General features: G+C 72.0%; 18 protein-coding genes. 8 read left to right on the top strand and 10 right to left on the bottom strand.

Features of this window, described 5'->3' with window-relative positions; genetic code table 11:
- Positions 1-259: 259 nt before the first annotated feature.
- A complete protein-coding gene (locus MTQ01_RS02400; protein ID WP_247486615.1) occupies positions 260-2,113 on the top strand; it encodes an NHL domain-containing thioredoxin family protein in 1,854 nt (617 codons plus the stop codon).
- Between the two features lie 147 nt (positions 2,114-2,260).
- Here the strand turns inward: MTQ01_RS02400 and MTQ01_RS02405 are convergent, their stop codons facing one another.
- The gene (locus MTQ01_RS02405) at positions 2,261-2,695 is read right to left on the bottom strand and encodes an ATP-binding cassette domain-containing protein (RefSeq protein WP_247486616.1); all 435 of its coding nucleotides are present in this window, start codon (positions 2,693-2,695) and stop codon (positions 2,261-2,263) included.
- Positions 2,696-2,997: 302 nt separating this feature from the next.
- Between MTQ01_RS02405 and MTQ01_RS02410 the strand changes: the two genes are divergently transcribed.
- Positions 2,998-3,735: a DUF998 domain-containing protein gene (locus MTQ01_RS02410; protein ID WP_247486617.1), complete on the top strand. Its 738-nt coding sequence runs from the start codon at positions 2,998-3,000 to the stop codon at positions 3,733-3,735.
- 213 nt (positions 3,736-3,948) lie between these two features.
- On the opposite strand, the gene MTQ01_RS02415 is transcribed toward MTQ01_RS02410, so the two are convergent.
- Positions 3,949-4,446: a peptidoglycan-binding protein gene (locus MTQ01_RS02415; protein WP_247486618.1), complete on the bottom strand. Its 498-nt coding sequence runs from the start codon at positions 4,444-4,446 to the stop codon at positions 3,949-3,951.
- 359 nt (positions 4,447-4,805) lie between these two features.
- On the opposite strand from MTQ01_RS02415, the gene MTQ01_RS02420 reads away from it, so the two are divergent.
- Both MTQ01_RS02420 and MTQ01_RS02425 read left to right on the top strand, forming a co-directional pair.
- Complete coding sequence (locus MTQ01_RS02420) at positions 4,806-5,852, top strand: helix-turn-helix domain-containing protein (RefSeq protein ID WP_247486619.1); 1,047 nt, start codon at positions 4,806-4,808, stop codon at positions 5,850-5,852.
- Positions 5,842-6,810 (top strand): XRE family transcriptional regulator, encoded by a 969-nt coding sequence (locus MTQ01_RS02425; protein ID WP_247486620.1) that lies wholly within the window; start codon positions 5,842-5,844, stop codon positions 6,808-6,810. Before MTQ01_RS02420 ends, MTQ01_RS02425 begins: the two co-directional genes overlap by 11 nt.
- 112 nt (positions 6,811-6,922) lie before the next feature.
- Here the strand turns inward: MTQ01_RS02425 and MTQ01_RS02430 are convergent, their stop codons facing one another.
- Positions 6,923-7,819, bottom strand: coding sequence for a class I SAM-dependent methyltransferase (locus MTQ01_RS02430; RefSeq protein ID WP_374207573.1), 897 nt, complete (start codon positions 7,817-7,819; stop codon positions 6,923-6,925).
- Between the two features lie 171 nt (positions 7,820-7,990).
- On the opposite strand from MTQ01_RS02430, the gene MTQ01_RS02435 reads away from it, so the two are divergent.
- Complete coding sequence (locus MTQ01_RS02435) at positions 7,991-9,202, top strand: glycosyltransferase (protein ID WP_247486621.1); 1,212 nt, start codon at positions 7,991-7,993, stop codon at positions 9,200-9,202.
- Positions 9,203-9,462: 260 nt separating this feature from the next.
- Here MTQ01_RS02435 and MTQ01_RS02440 read toward each other — a convergent pair whose 3' ends face one another.
- The 4 genes from MTQ01_RS02440 to MTQ01_RS02455 form a co-directional block, all read right to left on the bottom strand.
- The gene (locus MTQ01_RS02440) at positions 9,463-9,606 is read right to left on the bottom strand and encodes a hypothetical protein (RefSeq protein ID WP_247486622.1); all 144 of its coding nucleotides are present in this window, start codon (positions 9,604-9,606) and stop codon (positions 9,463-9,465) included.
- Positions 9,607-10,077: 471 nt separating this feature from the next.
- Positions 10,078-11,376, bottom strand: a complete 1,299-nt coding sequence (locus MTQ01_RS02445) for a M18 family aminopeptidase (protein ID WP_374207574.1) — start codon at positions 11,374-11,376, stop codon at positions 10,078-10,080.
- Between the two features lie 236 nt (positions 11,377-11,612).
- Positions 11,613-12,230 carry a TOPRIM nucleotidyl transferase/hydrolase domain-containing protein gene (locus MTQ01_RS02450; RefSeq protein ID WP_247486624.1) on the bottom strand — a complete coding sequence of 206 codons (618 nt, stop codon included), beginning with the start codon at positions 12,228-12,230 and terminating at the stop codon, positions 11,613-11,615.
- A 375-nt stretch (positions 12,231-12,605) separates the two neighbouring features.
- Complete coding sequence (locus tag MTQ01_RS02455; RefSeq protein ID WP_247486625.1) at positions 12,606-14,432, bottom strand: acyl-CoA dehydrogenase; 1,827 nt, start codon at positions 14,430-14,432, stop codon at positions 12,606-12,608.
- A gap of 211 nt (positions 14,433-14,643) precedes the next feature.
- Between MTQ01_RS02455 and MTQ01_RS02460 the strand changes: the two genes are divergently transcribed.
- Positions 14,644-15,219, top strand: a complete 576-nt coding sequence (locus MTQ01_RS02460; RefSeq protein WP_247486626.1) for an SseB family protein — start codon at positions 14,644-14,646, stop codon at positions 15,217-15,219.
- Positions 15,220-15,247: 28 nt separating this feature from the next.
- Here the strand turns inward: MTQ01_RS02460 and MTQ01_RS02465 are convergent, their stop codons facing one another.
- Both MTQ01_RS02465 and MTQ01_RS02470 read right to left on the bottom strand, forming a co-directional pair.
- Complete coding sequence (locus tag MTQ01_RS02465) at positions 15,248-15,457, bottom strand: hypothetical protein (RefSeq protein WP_247486627.1); 210 nt, start codon at positions 15,455-15,457, stop codon at positions 15,248-15,250.
- 147 nt (positions 15,458-15,604) lie between these two features.
- The gene (locus tag MTQ01_RS02470) at positions 15,605-15,814 is read right to left on the bottom strand and encodes a hypothetical protein (RefSeq protein ID WP_247486628.1); all 210 of its coding nucleotides are present in this window, start codon (positions 15,812-15,814) and stop codon (positions 15,605-15,607) included.
- Positions 15,815-16,178: 364 nt separating this feature from the next.
- Here MTQ01_RS02470 and MTQ01_RS02475 point away from each other — a divergent pair, with 364 nt between their 5' ends.
- On the top strand, positions 16,179-17,135 hold the full coding sequence (locus tag MTQ01_RS02475) for a pirin family protein (protein ID WP_247486629.1): 957 nt from the start codon (positions 16,179-16,181) through the stop codon (positions 17,133-17,135).
- A 91-nt stretch (positions 17,136-17,226) separates the two neighbouring features.
- Here MTQ01_RS02475 and MTQ01_RS02480 read toward each other — a convergent pair whose 3' ends face one another.
- Positions 17,227-19,464: a SpoIIE family protein phosphatase gene (locus MTQ01_RS02480; RefSeq protein ID WP_247486630.1), complete on the bottom strand. Its 2,238-nt coding sequence runs from the start codon at positions 19,462-19,464 to the stop codon at positions 17,227-17,229.
- Between the two features lie 167 nt (positions 19,465-19,631).
- Between MTQ01_RS02480 and aspS the strand changes: the two genes are divergently transcribed.
- Positions 19,632-21,401: an aspartate--tRNA ligase gene (aspS, locus tag MTQ01_RS02485; protein ID WP_247487674.1), complete on the top strand. Its 1,770-nt coding sequence runs from the start codon at positions 19,632-19,634 to the stop codon at positions 21,399-21,401.
- Positions 21,402-21,467 lie beyond the last annotated feature (66 nt).

The following is a 21,467-nucleotide window of genomic DNA, read 5'->3' on the forward strand; positions in this document are numbered from 1 at the left end:
CCGGCCCGCTCTTCGCCGTAGCGACGTGGGGCACCACGGCGGCATTCCTGCTTCTGGTGGCTACGGGGCACATCTGGTGAGCGCAGCCGCAGGCACCTGTCCCGGACCACACCGAGTCTGCGAGTGCACTCGGCGGTCCGATGCGCCGTGCCGATGCCGGGGCAAGGGGATCTACTGCCCGCACGGTCGCCGTTGCGCTGGTGGCGGACCGGGGACGCCCATCATCGGGCTGGGGTGTCCACCGTGGCACGCTGGAGGGATGAGCAAGCGATCGCGCGTGCGCGCCCCTGAGCTGCAAGGACGAGCCTGGATCAACACCGGTGGCAAGGAGCTGTCGCTCGCCGAGCTGCGCGGTCGCGTGGTGCTGCTCGACTTCTGGACCTTCTGCTGCGTGAACTGCCTCCATGTCCTGGACGAGCTGCGGGAGTTGGAGGAGGCGCACCGGGACTCGCTGGTGATCGTCGGGGTGCACTCGCCCAAGTTCGTCCACGAGGCCGAGCCCCGCGCGGTGCTCGACGCGGTCGAGCGGTACGAGGTGCACCACCCGGTCCTGGACGATCCCGAGCTGGCCACCTGGAAGCAGTACGCGGTCCGCGCCTGGCCCACGCTGGTGGTGATCGACCCCGAGGGGTACGTGGTGGCGCAGCACGCGGGCGAGGGCCATGCGCACGCGATCGCGGCCCTGGTCGAGGAGCTGGTCGCCGAGCACGGCGCCAAGGGGACCCTGCGGCGCGGCGAGGGCCCGTACGTACCGCCGGAGCCGGAGGCGACCGATCTGCGCTTTCCCGGCAAGGTGCTGCGGCTGCCCAGCGGCACCTTCCTGGTCAGCGACACCACCCGGCACGAGCTGGTGGAGCTGGCGGCGGACGGTGAGCGCGTACTGCGGCGGATCGGCGGGGGCGAGCGCGGGCTGGTCGACGGCCCGCCGAGCGCGGCGCGGTTCAGCGAGCCGCAGGGCATGGCGCTGCTGCCGGACGGCCGGGTCGCGGTCGCCGACACCGTCAACCACGCGCTGCGCGCCTTCGATCCGGTGACCGGCACGACCGAGACGCTGGCCGGCACCGGGGAGCAGTGGTGGCAGGGCGACGCGACCCGGGGGCCGGGGCACGAGGTGGCGCTCTCCTCGCCGTGGGACGTGGCCTGGTTCGACGGGCTGCTGTGGATCGCGATGGCCGGTGTCCACCAGCTGTGGACGTACGACCCGGACTCCGGCCGGGTGGCGGTCGCGGCCGGCACCACCAACGAGGGTCTGGTGGACGGGCCCGCCGACCAGGCGTGGTTCGCTCAGCCCTCCGGGCTCGCGGCCTCGGCCGAGCGGCTGTGGGTCGCCGACTCCGAGACCTCGGCACTGCGGTGGGTGGAGCGCGAGGGCGAGGGGTACCGGGTGCGCACGGCCGTCGGTACGGGTCTGTTCGACTTCGGCCACCGGGACGGACCGGCCGAACAGGCCCTGTTCCAGCACCCGTTGGGCGTGACGGTGCTGCCCGACGGTTCGGTGGCCGTCGCCGACACGTACAACCACGCGCTGCGTCGCTACGATCCGGTCTCCGGCGAAGTGACCACGCTGGCAACGGACTTGAGGGAGCTCTCGGACGCGGTGCTCGGCACCGCGCACGGCGACGAACCGGGTGGTGACGAGATTCTGGTCGTCGAGTCCGCCCGTCACCGGTTGACCCGGCTGCGGCTCCCGGAGGAGGCCGTACGGGTCGCGGAGGTGGCCCATCGCACCCAGCGGGAAGCGACCGAAGTCGCCCCGGGCGAGGTGGAGTTGGACATCGTCTTCCAGGCTCCGGCCGGGCAGAAGCTGGACGACCGCTACGGCCCGTCGACCCGCCTGCTGGTCTCCGCCACCCCGCCCGAGCTGCTCGCCGACGGCGAGGGGCAGGGCACCGAGCTGCGTCGCACGGTGCGGCTCGCGGAGGGCGTCACCGAGGGCGTGCTCCACGTCTCGGCGATGGCCGCCTCCTGCGACGACGACCCGGCGAACGAGTACCCGGCCTGCCACATGCACCAGCAGGACTGGGGCGTACCGGTACGGGTGACCGACGCCGGACGCTCACGCCTCGCACTGGTGCTCGCCGGCCTGGACGAGTCCGCGGGCGGCCCCGCGTAGCGACGGGCGGAGCCGGGGTGCCGGTACGGCGGGCGTACGGGCACACGGCGTACGGGCACCCCGGCGTACGCGCCCGTGCCCGTGGGCGGGCCGGGTGCGGCTCGGCGGGCGTACGCCCTGGAACCCAAGACCCGCAGGTGGGCCCGGTCAGTTGCGCGGGACGGCGTTGGTGAGCGCGTGGCGCAGGCTCCGCAGGCGGGGACCCGGGATCTCGACCCGCCGCAGCGCGTCCAGTGCCCCGTCCCACGCCTCGGTCCGGGACATCCCCTTCAGCCAGCCCGCGTAGGCCACCTGGTCACGTGCGGTGAGGCCGGGGACGGTGGTCAGGTGCTGCGGCATCCAGGCGACGCGCCTGCGGTACTCGCGCAGCGTCCGGCGGTCGTCGGTCCGCATCCTCCGGTACCCCACCTGGCCCGAGACGGGCAGCAGCGCGGAGGCGCCGAGCCCCAACACCGTGCTCTTTCCTGCCCCGTTGGGGCCCAGGAAGACGGTACGGCCGGTGGGGAGGTCGCAGTCGAGATCGCGCAGCACCGGGTGCTTGCGCCGGTACCCGAAGGTGCAGGACGAGAACCTCAGCGGCATGTGTGCTCCTCGCGCACGGGGGCGGGGGCGGGCGCACCCGGCCCCCGCCCCCGCCGACGACGTCTCGGTGAGCGACCACGACCCTCCACCCGGACGGGGAGCGGCTCTCCGGTCCGGCCGCGGGCCGACCGAAGCAGATCGCGGTGCCCGGGACGCGGCGAGCCGGTCGCCCTCCGAGGCTCCGGCCCCGCGTGCTGTGAAAGTCTTCCGGCGCAGGTGTCAGGCAGGAGAAGGGCTCCCCGTGAACACGTCCGCACCGGACTCACCTTGAATCCGTTGATCGTACAGGCGACGGTGTGCGCGTGAGTTCGAACCCGCACGTCCCGCGGTTGCGGCCGCGTCCCGCCCCACGAGGCGGCCCCGGCCCCGCCGTTCGGCGTTCCGGAACGTTGTGGTGGGCCGGTGTCGTGCTGGTCGTCGCCGCTGTCGGGTACGTCCTGTGCGAGGCGCTGGCGGCGTCGCGGTTTCCCGGCTACAGCTATGCGCACCACTACATCAGCGATCTGGGCGTTCCGTACGAGAGCGAGGAGGGCCGGGGCTTCCGCTCGGGGGCCGCGCTCCTGATGAACCTGGCGTTCGTCGGACAGGGCGTACTGCTGCTGCTCGGGGTGGTGTTGCTGCTCCGGGGGGCGCGGGGCGTGCCGCGTGCGCCGCTCCTCGGACCGGGAGTGCTGTACGCGGCGGGGATGCTGCTCGTCGGTGCGGTCCACGCCGGACCGCGCGAGGCCGCGGACGGGACGAGCCTGCCGCACGCCGTCGGGGCCGGCGCGGCGATCGTGTGCGGCAACGTGTTGGCGATCGTGGCCGCCCGGGCGTCCGGACGGTTCGGCGCCGGGCGGCGGTACCGGTGCGCGAGTGCCGCGCTCGGCGTGCTCGGGCTGCTGAGTCTGGTCATGTTCGTTGCGGACAGCGGCAGTTCGGCGTTCCACCTCCTCCCCGACGGGGTCTGGGAGCGGCTCGCCGTCTACCCGATCACCGCCTGGGAGCTGCTGACCGGTTGCACGCTGCTGCTCACCGCCCGCCGACACCCTTCGGCGTGAAGCCGGGCCGTGTGCGTACTGAGTCACCGCTCCGTGCGTCGGGCGTGACGCAGCTTGAGCGTGGGACGTGACGTGGTCCTGTGCGTGGGGCGGCAGGCCGGGCCGTGGGCGTACTGCGCCGCCGCGACTCCCCCGAGGTCGCGGCGGCGCAGAGTGTGCGGAGCCGGTGCGGTCGTGTTCCGGGGCGCCCCTCACCGGGCCCCGGTCGCCGTCTCAGTAGGTGCGGCAGCTGCTCACCGGGTTGTTCGGGTCGTCCTTGATCGCCCGCCACTTGGTCTTGGCGTTGGTGTTCGGGCCGAACCGGCCGTCGGCGGTGACGCCCATCTTCTTCTGGGCGTTCTTCAGAGCGACGGTCGTTCTGGGGCCCCAGATGCCGTCCACGTCGATGCTCTGCGAGTAGCAGAACTTCAGCGCGTTCTGGAGCGCGGTCACATGCTTGCCGCCCGCGCCCTGGCCCATGGTGCAGCCGCGGTTGCCGTTGCTGTCGACCGGCAGCGTGTAGACGTAGCCGTTCTTGCGGAACGTCTTGCTGGTGGTGCAGTAGCCGGCGGCCTTGGTCGAGACCTCGGCGGGGACGGTGCGCACCTGGCCGACGCGGTCGCCCTGCTCCTGAGCGGCCGGAGCGGTGGCGTGGCTGACGCCGACGAAGCTCGTGATGGCCAGCGCGCTCGTGCCGGCCGCGGCGAGGATTCTGGTGGTCGTCTTCTGCATGTGTCTCTCCTCGGAGTGAGTGTTCCCCCTGCGCCGAATGGCGGTGCGTCCGTCCGGGTACGCAGTTGCTGATGCACCTCGGCGGAAGCTGCCCTTCCGGCAACACCTGTTCGCTTTCCGGTGGTTGAACCGGCGGCGGTCGGTGCGCAACTCACGATGGCCTCGCCGTCGGTTGTCTGGCCAGCTGGGCAGGGCCGCTGAGACAATGTTGGGGCGTCCCAGGGCCTGACCTGCGGTTTTGTCAGGAGGGAAGGGGCGTTCGCGGGATGTGTCAGGGCCCTTCGCCGGTCCTGCGCGCTCCGCGGAACACGGAAGCGGGGGGAACTGCTTCCGGACAACGGACCACTAGGGGTGGGGACATGACCCGTTGGAAGGCGCTGCCGAGCGCGCTCGATCCGCGCACCAGGCAGCTCGTCGTACGTCTGCGCGAACTCAAGGACCACAGTGGGCTCAGCGGTTCGGCGCTGGCCTCCAGAACCGGATACAGCCGGTCCTCCTGGGACCGCTACCTCAACGGCCGGACGCTGCCGCCCGTCGGGGCGATCGAGGCACTGGCCGGCGTGTGCGGGGAGGACCCCGCCAGGCTGCTCGCGCTGCGGGACGTCGCGCAGGGCGCGCGCAGCGCTGCGGGAGCCGAGGAGGAGAGCGCCTCGGGAGGGGCCGGCGCCGCGGAGTCGACCGAAGACACCGTGGCCCTCAACTCCGGTGCGGGGCAGGCCGGTTCGCCGGACCTGCCCGGCCCGGAGGGCGCCGCGGCCGGCCCCGCGTCCGACCTGGGCGCGACCGGGGCGGACGCGGAACCGAGCGGGCTCTCCGGCCCGGGGGGCGCCGCGCGGACGGGCGCCGGCTCGGTGCCGGGCCCGGGGGACGGCCCGCAGGAGAGACCGGAGACGGCGGGGGACAAGCGCGCCGTCGGCCGTGGCGCACAGCCGATCCCGTGGCTCGCCATCGCACTCACCAGCGTCACCACCTCGGCGGTGATGCTCATCGGGCTGGCGCTCATCGCGCCCTGGGACAAGGGGAGTTCGCACGACGACGCCCGCCCCGGCCCCTCCGCGCCGGAGAACAAGCCGTACACCGGGCCGGTCCATCCGGAGCTGGGCGAGTTCGTCTACGAGCCGGGCAAGGAGTACGAGTGCGCGGTGAGCAAGGACGAGGACGACGGACTGATGTACTCCGGCTACAGCCGCACCCGGCAGGAGCTGATCGAGAAGGACGCCTCGCGCTGGTCGGTGGTGGAGGCGCAGTGCCTGGTGACGTACCACGGCATGGCGCCCGGCCCGGCCGACGGCGCGTTCGGCAACAACACCGAGCGGTCGGTCAAACGCCTCCAGGAGCGGGCGAAGATCGCGGTGGACGGCAAGGTCGGACCCGACACCTGGAAGGTGCTGCGCAGTGAGCGCTGACCGTCCGGTGGAGTACGCGCGGCTCGCGGCGCTGCTGCGGGAGCTGCGGGAGCGAACCGGTCTGAGCCTGGCCGCACTCGGCGAACGCACGCCGTACAGCAAGTCCTCCTGGGGGCGTTATCTCTCCGGCAGTGCGCTGCCGCCGAGAGAGGCGGTGGAGGCGCTGTGCGCGCTGGCCTCGGTACGGCCGGGCAAGGCGCTCGCGTACTGGGAGCTGGCCGAGACCGCCTGGCGCAGCCGCGCGGGTGCGGACGGGCCGCTTTCCGAACGGCTCTCCCCTGACGGACCTTCCTCCGGCCGGCTCTCCTCCGGCGGGCCCTCCCGGGTGCGGGTGCGTCCGCCGGAGGCCGGTCCGTCGAGGGTGGAGCCGGTCGCCGGGGCCGAAGAGCCCGTCGCACACCGGCGGTTCGGGCTCGCGGGTGCGGCGGTGGCCGCCGTGGCGGCGCTGATCGCGGCCGGTCTGCTGCTGACCGGAGCTCTGGACGGTCTCAGGGGCGACGCCGAGGAGGCCCGCGTCGCCGACGGCGACGCGGGAACCACGGCCTCTCCCGGCCAGGGGGCAACCGGCAGCGGGCTCGGCACCGAGGCCGACTTCCGCACCAGCTGCACCGAGGACACCTGCACCGGCAAGGACCCGGAGGTGACGCGCTGCTCGCACGCCCGGATTCCGCCGGGAGACCTCGGGGAGCGCGGGTTCGGTGGGGAGACAGTGGTCAAGATCCGGCAGTCCATCGCCTGCGACACCGTCTGGGCGCGCATCGACCGTGGCCTCGAAGGGGACAGGGTGCGGATCAGCGCACCCGGTCAGGAGGATCAACTGGTCGAGGTGGCCGACCGGTTCGACACGACGGCCTCGGTCTCGACACCGATGGTGGCGGTGGCTGAGTCGGAGCTGAACGAGGTGCGCGTCTGCCTGATCCGCGGGGATCAGCGCAAGTGCTTCCATCCGACCGTGTAGCCGCACGGACGGGTGGAGGTGCGTACGCAAGGGGACGCGCAGGCGTACGTACGCGCAGCCGCGGCGGTCGCGGCGGCCGGCACGGGCCAACTGCCCGTGTCGGCCGACGCGTTCACCGCGGCTTGCGCGCGACGAACAGCGTCCGGGTGGAGTGGGCGACGAACGGGCCGTCTGCGCACAGGAGTTGATGGAGCTCGCGCAGCCGTTTCCGGTGCCCCTCGACGGTGAAGCCCGGCACGATCCAGATGACCTTGCGCAGGAACCAGACCACCGCGCCGATGTCGTGGAACTCCATGCGCAGCCGTGCGGTCCGTACGTCCGCCGGCTCCAGACCCGCCTGCCGGGCCGCCGCGGACTCGGCGTCCGGGTGCCGGCCCCGGCGGGCCTCCTCCGGCAGCGGGCCGAGCAGGAACTCGGCCAGTTCGAAGACGCTTTCGGGCCCGACGTGCTGTGCCAGATACGTACCGCCGGGCGCGAGCACGCGGGCGATCTCGCTCCACCAGACGGTGGCGGGATGCCGGCTGGTCACCAGGTCGAAGGCGGCGTCGGCGAACGGGAGCGGCGGCTCGTCCGGATCGGCCACGACCACCGCGCCGCGCGGGTGCAGCAGCGCCGTCGCCTTCGCAATGTTCGGCGGCCACGACTCGGTGGCGACCGTCGTCGGGGGCAACTCGCCCGCTTCCGCGAGGACTTCACCGCCACCGGTCTGGATGTCGAGTGCGGCGCGGGCGCGGGCGAGTTGGGCGGCCATCAGCCGCTGGTACCCCCATGCCGGTCGTTCCTCGGTGGCCCGCCCGTCCAGCCAGGCGAATTCCCAGCCCTCCATCGGTGCGGCCGCCGCCTCCTCGACCAGTGCGTCGAAGTCGTCCGGCGCGGGGCGTCCGCGGCCCCGGGTATGACCAGCGTCGCGGCCGTACCCGTTGTGCGCGCTGCCCGGCCCGTCCGCGCTGCCCGGCCCGTCCGCGCTGCCAGGGGTTCCAGAACCGGCCGAGCCGTCCGAGGTGTTCATGGGGCCATCCTGTGCCCCGCGCACGGCCCCGGCGCAAACGAAATAGCAGGAGAGCACCGCTCCCCTGCCGTGTTCAACGTACAGCCGGCAGGGGGCCTTGCGGCAAGACCCCTCTCGTGGAGCAGAATCCACCCGCACACGAAGAAGACACAGAAACAGGTGAATCGACACATGCGCGTGCTTCTGTCCAGCTACGGATCGCGTGGGGACATCGAACCCCTGGTCGGGCTCGCTGTCCGGCTCCGCGAGCACGGGGCGTCGGTGCGGGTCTGCGCGCCGCCCGACGAGGACTTCGCCCGGCGGCTGGACGGAGTCGGTGTGCCGCTGGTCCCGGTCGGCCCGTCGGCACACGAGCTGACGGTCGCGACCCCGTCGCCCTCCCAAATCCCGCAACGCGCCGCGGAGTTGATCGCCGGACAGCTGGAGTCGGTGACCGGTGCCGCGCGGGACTGCGACGTACTGGTGGCCACCGGCATGCTGCCCGCCGCGGCCGGCGCGCTGACGGTGGCGGAGCTGCTGGGCATCCCCTCGGTCTCCGTCACCTTCCAGCAGCTCACCCTCCCCTCGCTGCTGCGGCCGCCGCTGGAGTACGCGGGCAGGCCGCACCCGCCGGAGGTGACCGGCATCCGCGAGCTGTGGGAGCTGGACGCCCGTGTCTGCGACGAACTCTTCGGCGACGCGCTCAACAGCAACCGGACGACCGTCGGGCTGCCTCCGGTGGACGCGGTGGCCGGGTACGTCGTCGGCGACCGCCCGTGGCTCGCCACCGACCCGGTGCTCGACCCCTGGCAGGGCGCTCCGCACCTGGACGTCGTACAGACCGGTGCGTGGCTGACGGAGGACGAACGCCCGCTGCCCGACGAGCTGTTGGCGTTCCTGGACGCGGGCGAGCCGCCGGTGTACGTCGGCTTCGGCAGCATGCCGCTGCACGGTGCGAAGGACGCGGGTCGAGCGGTCACGGAGGCGGTGCGCGCACAGGGCCGCCGTCTCCTCCTCTCCCGCGGATGGGCCGATCTGACGGCGGTGGCGACGGAGGAGGACTGTCTGGTGCTCGGCGAGGTCAACCACCAGCGGCTCTTCCCCCGGGTCGCCGCGGTGGTGCACCACGGCGGTGCCGGCACCACCACCGCCGCCGCGCGTGCCGGGGTCCCCCAGGTGGTCGTGGCCCAGGCCGCCGACCAGCCCTACTGGGCGCAGCGAATCGCCGAGCTCGGCGCGGGCGTCGCACACGACGGGCCGGTGCCCACGGCCACCACGCTCTCGACCGCGCTCGATGTCGCGCTCAGTGCGGAAACCCGCCTGGGCGCACGGGAGTTGGCGCCCCGTATCCGCACCGACGGCGCCGAACGCGCCGCTGCCGCGCTGCCGGCCATGGCCGGCTGACCCGCCGCACCCCCGCGACAGCCCGCAGCCGGCGCCCTCGGGGCGGCCCGCAGTCGGCGGCGGGGTGGCAGCGGTGGCCGCGTGCCCGGCGGGTGTGCGGCCGAGGGTGTCCGTGCGGCCCGCCCGGTGTCCCGGTTCGCTCGTCCGGTGTCTGCCTGCCGCCTGCCGCCTGCCGCCTGCCGACGCACGCGCCCGTCGGCGCTGCCCGTACGGCGCGTACGGCGCGTACGGCGGCTGCGGCCGGCACGGCGGGTGTCGGTCTACGGCCTGCCGTGGCGGTAGCCGTGGCTGAAGGCCGAACCGAGGCTGGTCGCGAGGGCCACCGCGGCCGTGGCCGCGATCACCACGGCTGCGCGCCGGGCGAACCGCCGCTTTCTGCTCCGTGTGCTTTCCACACCGCTCATGACGTCCCCCCTTGCTCCGCGAGTCTCCTCGCGGTCCGTATCGACTGTTCCGACCCGATCGCTGGTGTAGACGCCCGTGCACCCGGGAAGAGTTGACTGCTTCGCCGTTCTCTCCGCCGGTCGCCGCCGCGCTCGCCGACGGGTGTGGGCCCGCTCGCGGCGCGAGGGGTGCGAGGTGCGCGGGCAATGGAAGACGGGCAACGAAAGAGGGGCCCGCCGTTTCCGGCGAACCCCTCTTCCCCCGTTGCGACCACTGTGGTCGGCGATCTTCACAGAACTGTCATGGCCGGATGCCGAGCTGTCGACAGCGAGCGGAGCACCGTACTCCGGACGTGCTCAACGGGCTTCCGTCCGCCCGGAGTTCACCGCCGGACGCCCCGGCTGAGGTGCCCCGCTCTCTCAACCTCCCCGCGTACGGGGCCGGTTCGCCCGTACGCCGCCGAACTCGCCTGCCGCGCGCTGCGGTTGGGCTCAGGCGTCGCGCAGGAACGCGGAGAGCGCACCGGCCAGCAGATGCGGGTCGTCCGAGCCGGCCAGCTCGCGCGAGGAGTGCATCGAGAGGATCGCCACGCCGATGTCCACGGTCGTGATGCCGTGCCGCGCCGCCGTGATCGGACCGATGGTCGTTCCGCACGGCATGGCGTTGTTGGAGACGAAGTTCTGCCACGGCACTCCGGCCGCCTCGCAGGCGCGGGCGAAGACGGCCCGGCCACCGCCGTCGGTGGCGTACCGCTGGTTGACGTTGACCTTGAGGATCGGGCCGCCGTTGGGCATCGGGTGGTGCGTGGGGTCGTGCCGCTCGGCGTAGTTGGGGTGGACGGCGTGGCCGGTGTCGGAGGAGAGGCAGACCGTCGCGGCGTACGCGCGGGCACGGTCCTCGTAGCTCCCGCCGCGCGCGAAGACCGAGCGTTCCAGCACGTTGCCGAGGAGCGGGCCGTCGGCACCGGTGTCGGACTGGCTGCCGGTCTCCTCGTGGTCGAAGGCGGCGAGGACGGGGATCGCGCTCAGCTCCGCGCCGGACTGCACGGCGTCGGCGAGCGCGGCCGTACCGGCGTGCACCGACAGCAGGTTGTCCAGCCGGGGTCCGGCGAACAGCTCCTGGTCGCGGCCGAGGTAGGCGGGCGGCTCCACCGGGTGCGGCATCAGGTCCCAGCCGGTGATCTCGGCCGCGTCCAGGCCGAGTTCGTCGGCGAGGAAGGCCATCAGATCGCCCTCGGCGGCGTCCCCCAGTCCCCAGATCGGGGTCATGTGACGCTGCCGGTCCAGCTTCAGCCCGTCGTTCACCTGCCGGTCGAGGTGGATGGCGAGCTGCGGCACGCGCAGCAGAGGCCGGTCGACGTTCACCAACCGGGTGGAGCCGTCCCGCAGGGTCAACCGGCCGGCGAGGCCGAGGTCGCGGTCGAGCCAGGTGTTGAGGAGCGCGCCGCCGTACAGCTCGGTCGCCAACTGCCGCCAGCCGAACGAGCCGGTGTCCGGCTGCGGCTTGACCCGCAGGTTGGGGGAGTCGGTGTGTGCGCCGACGATGCGGAACGGGGTCGTCGGCGACGCCCCCTCCGGCACGTACCAGGCGATCAGCGCGCCGCCGCGCAGCACGTACCTGCCGCCGGCCGACGCGTCCCACTCGTCCGTCTCGGCGACCTGGCTGAACCCCGCCTTCTCCAGCCGCTCGGCGGCGTTCGCCACCGCGTGGTACGGCGTCGGAGAAGCCGCGAGGTAACCCATGAGGTCATCGGTGAGGCCACGGTCGAAGCGTGGGGTCGAAGGCTGCATGAGGACCAGCATACGAACGTCCGCTCGTACCGTACGGCGGTTCCCCGTGGTCGCCCTCACAGCTTCTGCTCCAAGCCCTCACAGAGCCTGAACCCGTCGCGCCCCACCGGCCCCGGAAGGCCACTGCCGCCCCGCAACGCCGGCGCCCCCGTCCTCGCTGCGCGCCGCGCGTCTCCCGTCTCCCGTCTCCGGTGCCGTCCGCCGCCCGTGCCCGGCGCATCGGTCGCCGTTTCCGGTCAGAGCGCAGCCAGGAGCGCGTCTAGCGGCTCGGGCACCTCGTCGGGGGCCAGCGCCTCCACGAGGACCCGACCGTACTGGATCTTGCGTCCCTTCTTCGTGCCGAGGAACCGACGCAGCTGCTGTCCCGCCGACCGTCCGCGCTGGGCGGGCTGGCGCACGAAGGTGTCCAGCGCCCGCAAATCGCCCTGCTGCTCGACCAGTTCACGTACGCGCTCCACGCCCAGCGCCCGGATCAGCTCGTCCTCCAGGTCGGCGGCGCAGACGAAGAACTGCTCGCCGACCACACCGGCCCGCTCCCAGCCACGGGCGTAGAAGTCGCGCTCCCGCTCGTCGCACAGACCGGTGAGCCGCAGGCCGAGTCCGGGCGGGCCGAGCAGCGAGGTGTATCTGCCGACGCTCATCGCGCCGCCCATCGACAGCACGCAGACGCCCTCGTCGGCCGGGTCGCGCCCGCGCCGGGAGGCAAGCGCCTCCACCGCGGCGACGTCGCTGGGACCCTCCAGCAGCACCGCGCCGCTCACCGGCAGCCGCGCCGCCAGTTCACCGGCCTCTTCTCCCGGGCCACCGGCCGCCCACACCGTGACAGCCCGCCGGAACGCACCCATGTCAGCCATGCACCGAGTCTCTGCCAAGCCACCCGCGACAGACAGCGATTTACGCGCGCCCCGTGCGCACCCCGGGCCTACATCCGGCCCACATCCGGGCCTACACCTGGCCTACATCCGGGCCTACACCTGGCCTACATCCGGGCCTACACCTGGCCTACATCCGGGCCTACGCCTGGCACACACCCGGGCCTACACCCAGGCACACGCCTGGCCTACACCCGCACCCGCCCCGCTCCCGGCGGCGCTCTCCGTACCGGTGCGCGTACGCGTCAGGGGCCCGCCTCCCCCGACCGGGAAGCGGGCCCCTGACCCTTGCCGTGTACTGCTCGGCCGTCGCGCCCGCGCCTCAGCGCCCGCGCGAACGGGCCGGTGGCCGACCGATCAGAACGCGGCCTCGTCCAGCTCCATGACCGACAGGTCGACGCTCTCGGCCAGCTCACGCTGGACGGCGACGTTCGGCAGGATGTTGGTCACGAAGAACTTCGCGGCCGCGATCTTGCCCTGGTAGAACGCCTTGTCCTTCGCGGAGGCGCCGGCCAGCTTCTCGGCCGCCACGACGGCGCCGCGCAGCAGCAGGTAGCCGATGACGACGTCGCCGGAGGCGAGCAGGAAGCGGGTCGTGTTCAGACCGACCTTGTAGATGGACTTGACGTCCTTCTCGGTGGCCGCGAGGTCGGTCAGCATGGTGCCGACGATCGCCTCCAGGTCCACCGCCGACTTCGCCAACTGCTCGCGCGCCGGGGCCAGTTCCTCGCCGCCCTTGGCCTCGGCGAGGAACTTCTTGATCTCCTCGGACAGCGCGGTCAGCGCCTGTCCCTGGTCGCGGACGACCTTGCGGAAGAAGAAGTCCTGGCCCTGGATCGCCGTCGTGCCCTCGTACAGGGTGTCGATCTTGGCGTCCCGGATGTACTGCTCGATCGGGTACTCCTGGAGGTACCCGGAGCCGCCGAAGGTCTGGAGGGACTGGGCCAGCTGCTCGTAGGAGCGCTCCGAGCCGTAGCCCTTGACGATCGGCAGCAGCAGGTCGTTCAGCCGCTCCTCGGCGGAGGCGTCCTCACCGGCGTGCTCCTTGACCAGGATGGAGTCCTGGACGGAGGCGGTGTAGAGGACGAGCGCGCGCATGCCCTCGGCGTACGCCTTCTGCGTCATCAGCGAGCGGCGCACGTCCGGGTGGTGGGTGACGGTGACGCGCGGCGCGGTCTTGTCGGTGAACTTGGCCAGGTCGGCGCCCTGGACACGCTCCTTGGCGTACTCCAGCGCGTTGAGGTAGCCGGTGGAGAGGGTGGCGATGGCCTTTGTGCCGACCATCATCCGGGCGAACTCGATGATCTTGAACATCTGGCGGATGCCGTCGTGCTTCTCGCCGAGCAGCCAGCCCTTGGCCGGGTGGCGGTCGCCGAAGGTCATCTCGCAGGTGTTGGAGGCCTTCAGGCCCATCTTGTGCTCGACGTTGGTGGCGTAGACGCCGTTGCGCTCGCCCAGCTCACCGGTCTCGAAGTCGAACTCGTACTTCGGGACGATGAACAGCGACAGGCCCTTGGTGCCCGGGCCGTGGCCCTCGGGGCGCGCGAGCACATAGTGGACGATGTTCTCGGACATGTCGTGCTCGCCCGAGGTGATGAAGCGCTTGACGCCCTCGATGTGCCAGGAGCCGTCGGCCTGCTGAACGGCCTTGGTGCGGCCGGCGCCGACGTCGGAGCCGGCGTCCGGCTCGGTCAGCACCATGGTGGAGCCCCACTGCTTGTCCACCATGATCTTGGCCCACTTCTGCTGCTCCTCGGTGCCCTCGTCGAAGACGATGCCGGCGAAGGCCGGGCCGGAGGAGTACATCCAGATCGCGGGGTTGGCGCCCAGGATGGTCTCGGCGAAGCCCCAGAGCAGGGAGCGCGGCGAGGCGGTGCCGCCGATCTCCTCCGGGATGCCCAGACGCCACCACTCGGCGTCCATGAACGCCTGGTAGCTCTTCTTGAACGAGGCGGGTACCGGGGCGGTGTTGGTCTCGGGGTCGAAGACCGGCGGGTTGCGGTCGGCGTCCTCGAAGGAGGCGGCCAGCTCGTTCTCGGAGAGGCGAGCGATCTCGGAGAGCACGCTCTTGGCGGTCTCGACGTCCATCTCCGCGAACGGCCCTGTGCCGTACACCGACTCGCGACCGAGGACCTCGAACAGGTTGAACTCGATGTCCCGAAGATTCGACTTGTAGTGGCCCATGGCGACAGGCTCCGTAATGACGGGGAGGGAGTGCTCCTCCGATGCGTACCAGGTAGTAGCACCCATAGTGCTACCCGTCGGTAATAAGAAGCAACCCCAAACGCCGTCAGTGTGACGGAGCTGGCTCGTTTTCGGTTTGTTACCTCCGGTAACGCGGTCGATCGCCCTCCTCCCGCCCCTCGAACACCCCGCGCCGCGTAATCTGGGGCGCATGTACGGCTACGACCAGACCGCGAGCGCGGGTCACCACCCCGGGGGCCACGGGCAGCACGCGCCACACGGGTCGCACGCGCAACATGCGCAGCACGCGCAGCACGGTCAGTACGTGCCGCACCAGCCGCACGGGCAGCACGGCCAACACGGCCAACATCAAGCCCCGCCCGATCCGTCCGGCTACGGCCAGCAGCAGCCGCTCTATCCCGAGCCGTCGCCGCCCTCGCTCGGCGAGGCCGTGCGCGCCTTCGCCACCGGCACCATGTCGCCGGAGGACTTCCAGGGCATCTTCCACAACTCCCGCGTCTACTGTCCGCGCGGAGACACTCCCGGCTTCCTGGCGCTGCACAGCACTCAGCAGCCGGTGATCCCGATGTTCAGCACGCTCAAGGAGTTGCGGGCGTACGCGGGCAAGGAGTCGCGGTACTTCGTCATCACCGGCGCCGAGGTGCTCGACCTGCTGCCCTCGGGCTACGGCTTCGTCCTCGATATAGAGGGCGACCACCGCGTCGTCTTCGACGCCAAGGCCGTGACGGAGATGGTCGACTTCGCCATGCACCGGATGTACGGCTGACGATCCGGCGCCTTGCGCGCGCAGCGCGCTAGCTGAGCAGGCTCAGCACCCCTGCCAATGTCATGCCGACGCCGCCTATTGCTAGTTGGATCCGGTGCCCCAGGATCGCGGCGTCCGAGGGTTCGTTGGCCTCTCTGTTCCGGTACTGCCAGGTGAGCGTCTGTGCGACCTTCTCCGCCGGGCGTGCTGCCAGGCTGAACGAGAGCACGGCCAGGCCGAAGAATATGACCGTTGCCATTTTTCCCCCTTGCTGAAGTCCGGATTCGTGGTCGTGCGGCGCTGGGGTGCAGCGCGGGGCGTTCCGGATGTTCGCCCGTCGTGTGAGTGGACGCGGGTCTCTTGGTGACGGTTCCGTCGCGCACCGTCAACTGCCGCTGTTCCGGGCTCAGTTGAGCAGGGCGTAGATCCCCAGGCCGACGCAGATCAGGCCGGCCAGCAGGCAGAGGTTCTTCTGGCTGCGGAACGCGGCCGGCGAGGGCCGGTGCGCCTCGGGGTCCCGGTACTGCCAGGAGCGCAGGGCCCACAGCCTGTCGTGCGGCAGCGCCGCCGTGGCCAGCATCAGCCCGGCCATCACGAAGAAGATGACTGCGAGCATCTGTCTCCCCTGTCGGTTCGGTGGATCTGCGGCGGGTGCGTACGGGCCACACCGTCGCCGTGGCGACGAATACGGCGACGGCGCCGACGAGGCACGGTCGTGCCTGAACTGCCCGCTCTCCGCGCTCCGTTCGGAACAGACGGTAGTCGACCGATCGGCGGTGCGGCTCTGCGGGCCTCCTGTTCGCACTGCCGATCGGAGTCGGTGTGCTTGATCCCGGCGTGCGCGGTCGGTGCGCGCGGGCGGCGTGTGCGGCCGGCGTGTGCGGTCGGAGGGGTGCGGCGCGGGGGTCGGGAATGGATGCACGGCTTGCAGTTGTTCAGTTTTCAACTAAGCTGGAGTCCGCAGCCAAGGAGGCGAAGACATGCCCGCCATCACCGCACCCAACCCGCTTGCCCTGCCCCGCGTCGCAGCGCCGGTGGGAGACGTGACCGATCGGCCCGTGCTCGCGGTGACGACCGCGCCGGGAGGCTTCGAGGGCGAGGGTTTCCCGGTTCGCCGTGCGTTCGCCGGGATCAAGAACCGCTATCTGGACCCGTTCATCATGATGGACCAGATGGGCGAGGTGGAGTACGCGCCGGGTGAGCCCAAGGGCACGCCCTGGCACCCGCACCGCGGCTTCGAGACCGTCACCTACCTCATCGACGGCACCTTCGTGCACCAGGACTCCGAGGGCGGCGGCGGGACGATCAACGGCGGCGACACCCAGTGGATGACCGCCGGTTCCGGGCTGCTGCACATCGAGGCGCCGCCCGAGGAACTGGTCGTCTCCGGCGGCCTGTTCCACGGCCTCCAGCTCTGGGTCAACCTGCCGGCCGCCGACAAGATGACGAGCCCCCGCTACCAGGACATCGGCGGCGGCGAGGTCAAGCTGCTCAGCACCCCGGACGGCGGCGCGCTGCTGCGCGTCATCGCCGGTGAGCTGGACGGACACCAGGGGCCGGGCATCACCCACACCCCGATCAGCATGGTCCACGCGACCGTCAGCCCGGGTGCCCGGGTCACGCTGCCCTGGCGTTCGGACTTCAACGGGCTCGCCTACGTGCTCGCCGGCACCGGCGGTGTCGGCAGCGACCGGCGTCCGATCGAGTCGGGCCAGACGGCGGTGTTCGGCGACGGCGACAGCCTCACCTTCCACGCCGACGCGAGCCAGGACTCCCGTACGGAGGCCCTGGAGATCGTGCTGCTGGGAGGCAGGCCGATCCGTGAACCGGTCGCCCACTACGGCCCGTTCGTCATGAACAGCCGCGCCGAGCTCCAGCAGGCCTTCGAGGACTTCCAGGCCGGCCGCCTCGGCCGCATCCCGCCGACCCGCGCCTGACGCGGGGCGCACCCGACGCCGGCGCGCACGCCCGACGGCGGGTGCGCGGGCGTCGGCACCGCGCGAGGCGTCCCGGGCTCCCGGGCGCCGGTCACTCCCAGACCGGCGCCGGGGAGTCCTCGCGCATCTCGAACCAGATGACCTTTCCCTCGCCGCGCGGATCGACGCCCCAGGAACCGGCGAGCAGGTCCATCAGCACCAACCCCCGCCCGGAGGAGGCCAGTTCGCCCGGATCGCGGCGGTGCGGCAGCTCGTCGGACTGGTCGGAGACCTCCACCCGCAGCACCCTGGTGCCCGGTTCCCCGGTGACCTCGGCGACCATCAGCGCGTCGCCGTCGGTGTGCACGAGTACGTTGGTGAGCATCTCCGAGAGCATCAGCACCGCCCCGTCCACCGCGTTCGCCGCGGCGTCGCCCACCGACTCCGCCGCGCCCTCCACCCCGGGCATCAACTCGCTCTCGCCGGGGGAGTCGTGGGCTCCGGCCGCCCAGTCGTAGAGCATCTCCTGCAGCTGGTGCCGGGCCGCCGCGACCCGGCCCGCGTCCGCCTGGGAGACGGTGAGGACCGTACGGCGGGCGGTGAGCGGAGCGGCCCGGCCGTCGTCCCGGCGCACCAGCAGCAGGGCGATGTCGTCCTCCCTGCGGTCGGCGAGCGGGCCCCGGTTGTGGTGCGAGGTCGGACCGTGCACAGCCTGTACGAGGGCGTCCGCCAGGCCGTCGAGGTCGGGCCGGCCGCCGTCATCCGCGGACTGCTCCGCGGCCTGCGCGCGGAAGACCTCGCGGATGCGGGACCAGCCGGTCTCCACATCGTGCCCGCCGGTCTCCACCAGGCCGTCGGTGCACAGCATCAGCGTCTCGCCCGGTTCGAGGACCAGCCGGGTCGTGGGGTAGTCGCCGTTGCCCGGCGAGTGGCGGTCGCCGCCCGGCGCGATGCCGAGCGGCAGCCCGCCCGCGGTCGGCCGCACCAGCAGTGTGCCGTCGGGCAGCCGTACGGCCGGGTCGAGATGGCCCGCGCGGGCGATGTCCAGGGTGCCGAGCAGCGGATCGGCCTCGATGTAGAGGCAGGTCGCGAACCGCTCGTCGGCGGGTTCGTCCTCCGGGCCCTGCTCGACCGGGGAGGCCATCCCGGCCAGGAAGCGGGAGGCCCGGGCGAGCACCGCCTCCGGCCGGTGCCCCTCGGCGGCGTACGCCCGCAGCGCGATCCGCAGCTGCGACATCACCCCGGCCGCGCGCACGTCGTGGCCCTGCACGTCGCCGATGACCAGCGCGGTACGGCCCGAGGGGAGCGGGATGACGTCGTACCAGTCGCCGCCCACCTGGAGGCCGCCGCCGGTCGGCACGTACCGGCCGGCGACCGTCATGTTCTTGATGTCCGGGTACCGGGTCGGCCGCATGGTGCGTTGCAGTCCGTCGGTGAACTCGCGTTCGCTCTCGTGCAGATAGGCCCGGGAGAGCGCCTGCGCGAGCATCCGCGCCACCGTGGTGAGCACCGCGCGCTCGTCCGGTGTGAAGGGGGTCGGGTGCTCGAAGGACGCCATCCACGCCCCGGTGGTGCGCCCCGCCACCACCAGCGGCAGAAACGCCCACGCCCGGCGCCCGAACGCCTTGGCCAACGGCCAGGTCAGCGGGTAGCGGCGCTGGTAGTCCTCCGGGCTGCTCAGATAGACCGCCCGTCCGCTGCGCACCACATCGGCGGCCGGATAGGCGGTGTCGAGCGGGATCTCGGTGATCGGCAGATCGGGCCCGTGGTCGTGGCCGTGCAGCCCGACGAGGGTCAGCCGGTCGCCGTCGACGCCGAACACCGCGAGCCCCGACGGGGTGAAGCCCGGCATCGACAGACCGGACGCCACCCGCAGGACCTCGTCGGTGGACCGTGCCTCGGCCAGCGCCCGGCCCGCGTCCAGCAGGAACGCCTCCCGGGAGCGCCGCCAGTCGCCGGTGATCTGCGTCTGGCCCTGGGAGGGATCGGGCACCTGGGAGAGAGTGCCGATCAGGCTGAAGGGCCCCGCAGTCGCCTGCGAGGCCGTCCCCTCGCTGTACGGGCGGATACGGGCGCGCACCGTGCGCCGCACCGCGCCGCTGGAGTCCACCACCCGCAGCAGCGCCTCGGCGATCTGCCCCTCGGCCAGCGCGAGCGTGACGATCCCGCTCAGCTCCACGAAGTCGACGACGTGGAAGCAGGAGCGCAGCGTGGACTCGACCGCGCGGGTGGGGCGGGCGGGCAGCCCCAGCAGCTCGGCGGACGTGGCATCGAGAATGACGGATCCGGCGGAGTGGTCCCAGCGCCAGATGCCGGTTCCGGTGGCGGCCAGGACGTCCTCGCTGCGCATGGGGCCACTGTATGGACTACCTGCCGCTCCCGCCCGGCAGCGACGGCCAGGGCGGTAGTCTGAGGGGCGGATCGCGCGGGCATCGCGGCAACGGACGGCACCGGCCGCCGGCCGGGGAGGAAGGCGCGTCTCCACCGACGACACTGACCTGACGACTTGGATGAATGATGCACCGGTACCGGTCCCACCACTGCGGCGAGCTTCGATCGCAGGACATCGACACCGACGTCCGGCTGAGCGGCTGGCTGCACAATCGGCGCGATCTGGGCGGCATCCTCTTCATCGACCTGCGTGACCACTACGGCCTGGTCCAGCTCGTCGCCCGACCCGGCACCCCGGCCAACGAGGCGCTCGGCTCGCTGAGCAAGGAGAGCGTCGTACGGATCGACGGCCGGGTCGTCGCCCGCGGCGCGGACAACGTCAACCCCGAGCTGCCGACCGGCGAGATCGAGATCGAGGTCTCCGACGTCGAGGTCCTCGGCGCCGCCGAGCAGATCCCGTTCACCATCAACACCGAGGACGGGGTCAACGAGGAGAAGCGCCTGGAGTACCGCTTCCTCGACCTGCGCCGCGAGCGGATGCACCGCAACATCCTGCTGCGGACCGCGGTCATCTCCGCGATCCGGCACAAGATGACCGCCCTCGGCTTCAACGAGATGGCGACCCCGATCCTGTCCGCGACCTCGCCCGAGGGCGCGCGCGACTTCCTCGTCCCCTCGCGGCTGCACGCCGGCCGCTTCTACGCGCTTCCGCAGGCGCCGCAGCAGTTCAAGCAGCTGCTGATGATCGCCGGCTTCGACCGGTACTTCCAGATCGCGCCCTGCTTCCGCGACGAGGACGCCCGCGCGGACCGTTCGCCGGGCGAGTTCTACCAGCTCGACGTCGAGATGAGCTTCGTCGAGCAGGAGGACGTCTTCCAGGTCGTCGAGAAGCTGATGAGCGAGATCTTCGAGGAGTTCGGCGGCGGCCGGGAGGCCACCTCGCCGTTCCCGCGCATCCCGTTCCGCGAGGCGATGCTCAAGTACGGCTCGGACAAGCCCGATCTGCGGGCGAAGCTTGAACTGGCCGATGTCACCGACGTGTTCGCCGGTTCGGACTTCAAGGCGTTCGCCGGCAAGCACGTCCGTGCGCTGGTGGTTCCGGACACCGCGGACCAGACGCGGAAGTTCTTCGACCGCATGGGCGACTTCGCGGTCGAGCAGGGCGCCAAGGGCCTGGCCTGGGTGCGGGTCGGCGAGGACCGGACGCTGACCGGCCCGATCGCCAAGTTCCTCACCGAGGAGAACACCACCGCCCTGCTCGGCACGCTGGGCGCCGAGCCCGGTGCGGCGATCTTCTTCGGCGCCGGCGAGTTCGACGAGGTCTCCAAGATCATGGGCGCGGTGCGGGTGGAAGCCGCACGCCGCACCGGCCACTTCGAGGAGAACGTCTTCCGCTTCTGCTGGATCGTCGACTTCCCGATGTACGAGAAGGACGAGGACACCGGAAAGATCGAGTTCTCCCACAACCCCTTCTCGATGCCGCAGGGCGGCCTGGAGGCGCTGGAGGGCAAGGACCCGCTGGACATCCTGGCCTGGCAGTACGACATCGTCTGCAACGGCGTGGAGCTCTCCTCCGGCGCGATCCGGAACCACGAACCCGAGGTCATGTACAAGGCGTTCGAGATCGCCGGGTACGACAAGGAGGCGGTGGAGGCGGAGTTCGGCGGCATGCTGCGCGCCTTCAAGTTCGGCGCCCCGCCGCACGGCGGCATCGCCCCCGGCATCGACCGGATCGTGATGCTGCTCGCGGACGAGCCGAACATCCGCGAGACCATCGCCTTCCCGCTCAACGGCAACGCGCAGGACCTCCTGATGGGCGCGCCCACCGAGGTCGACGACGCCCGTCTGCGCGAGCTGCACCTCTCGCTGCGCAAGCCGCCGCAGACGAACAAGTAACGGCACCGGGGCCGCCGAGTCGGGCGGCCCCGCTCCACCGGCCGGGGCCGGTCCCGTCGCGGGACC

The organism is Streptomyces sp. XM4193 (genome assembly GCF_023072595.1).
Lineage (GTDB): Bacteria > Actinomycetota > Actinomycetes > Streptomycetales > Streptomycetaceae > Streptomyces.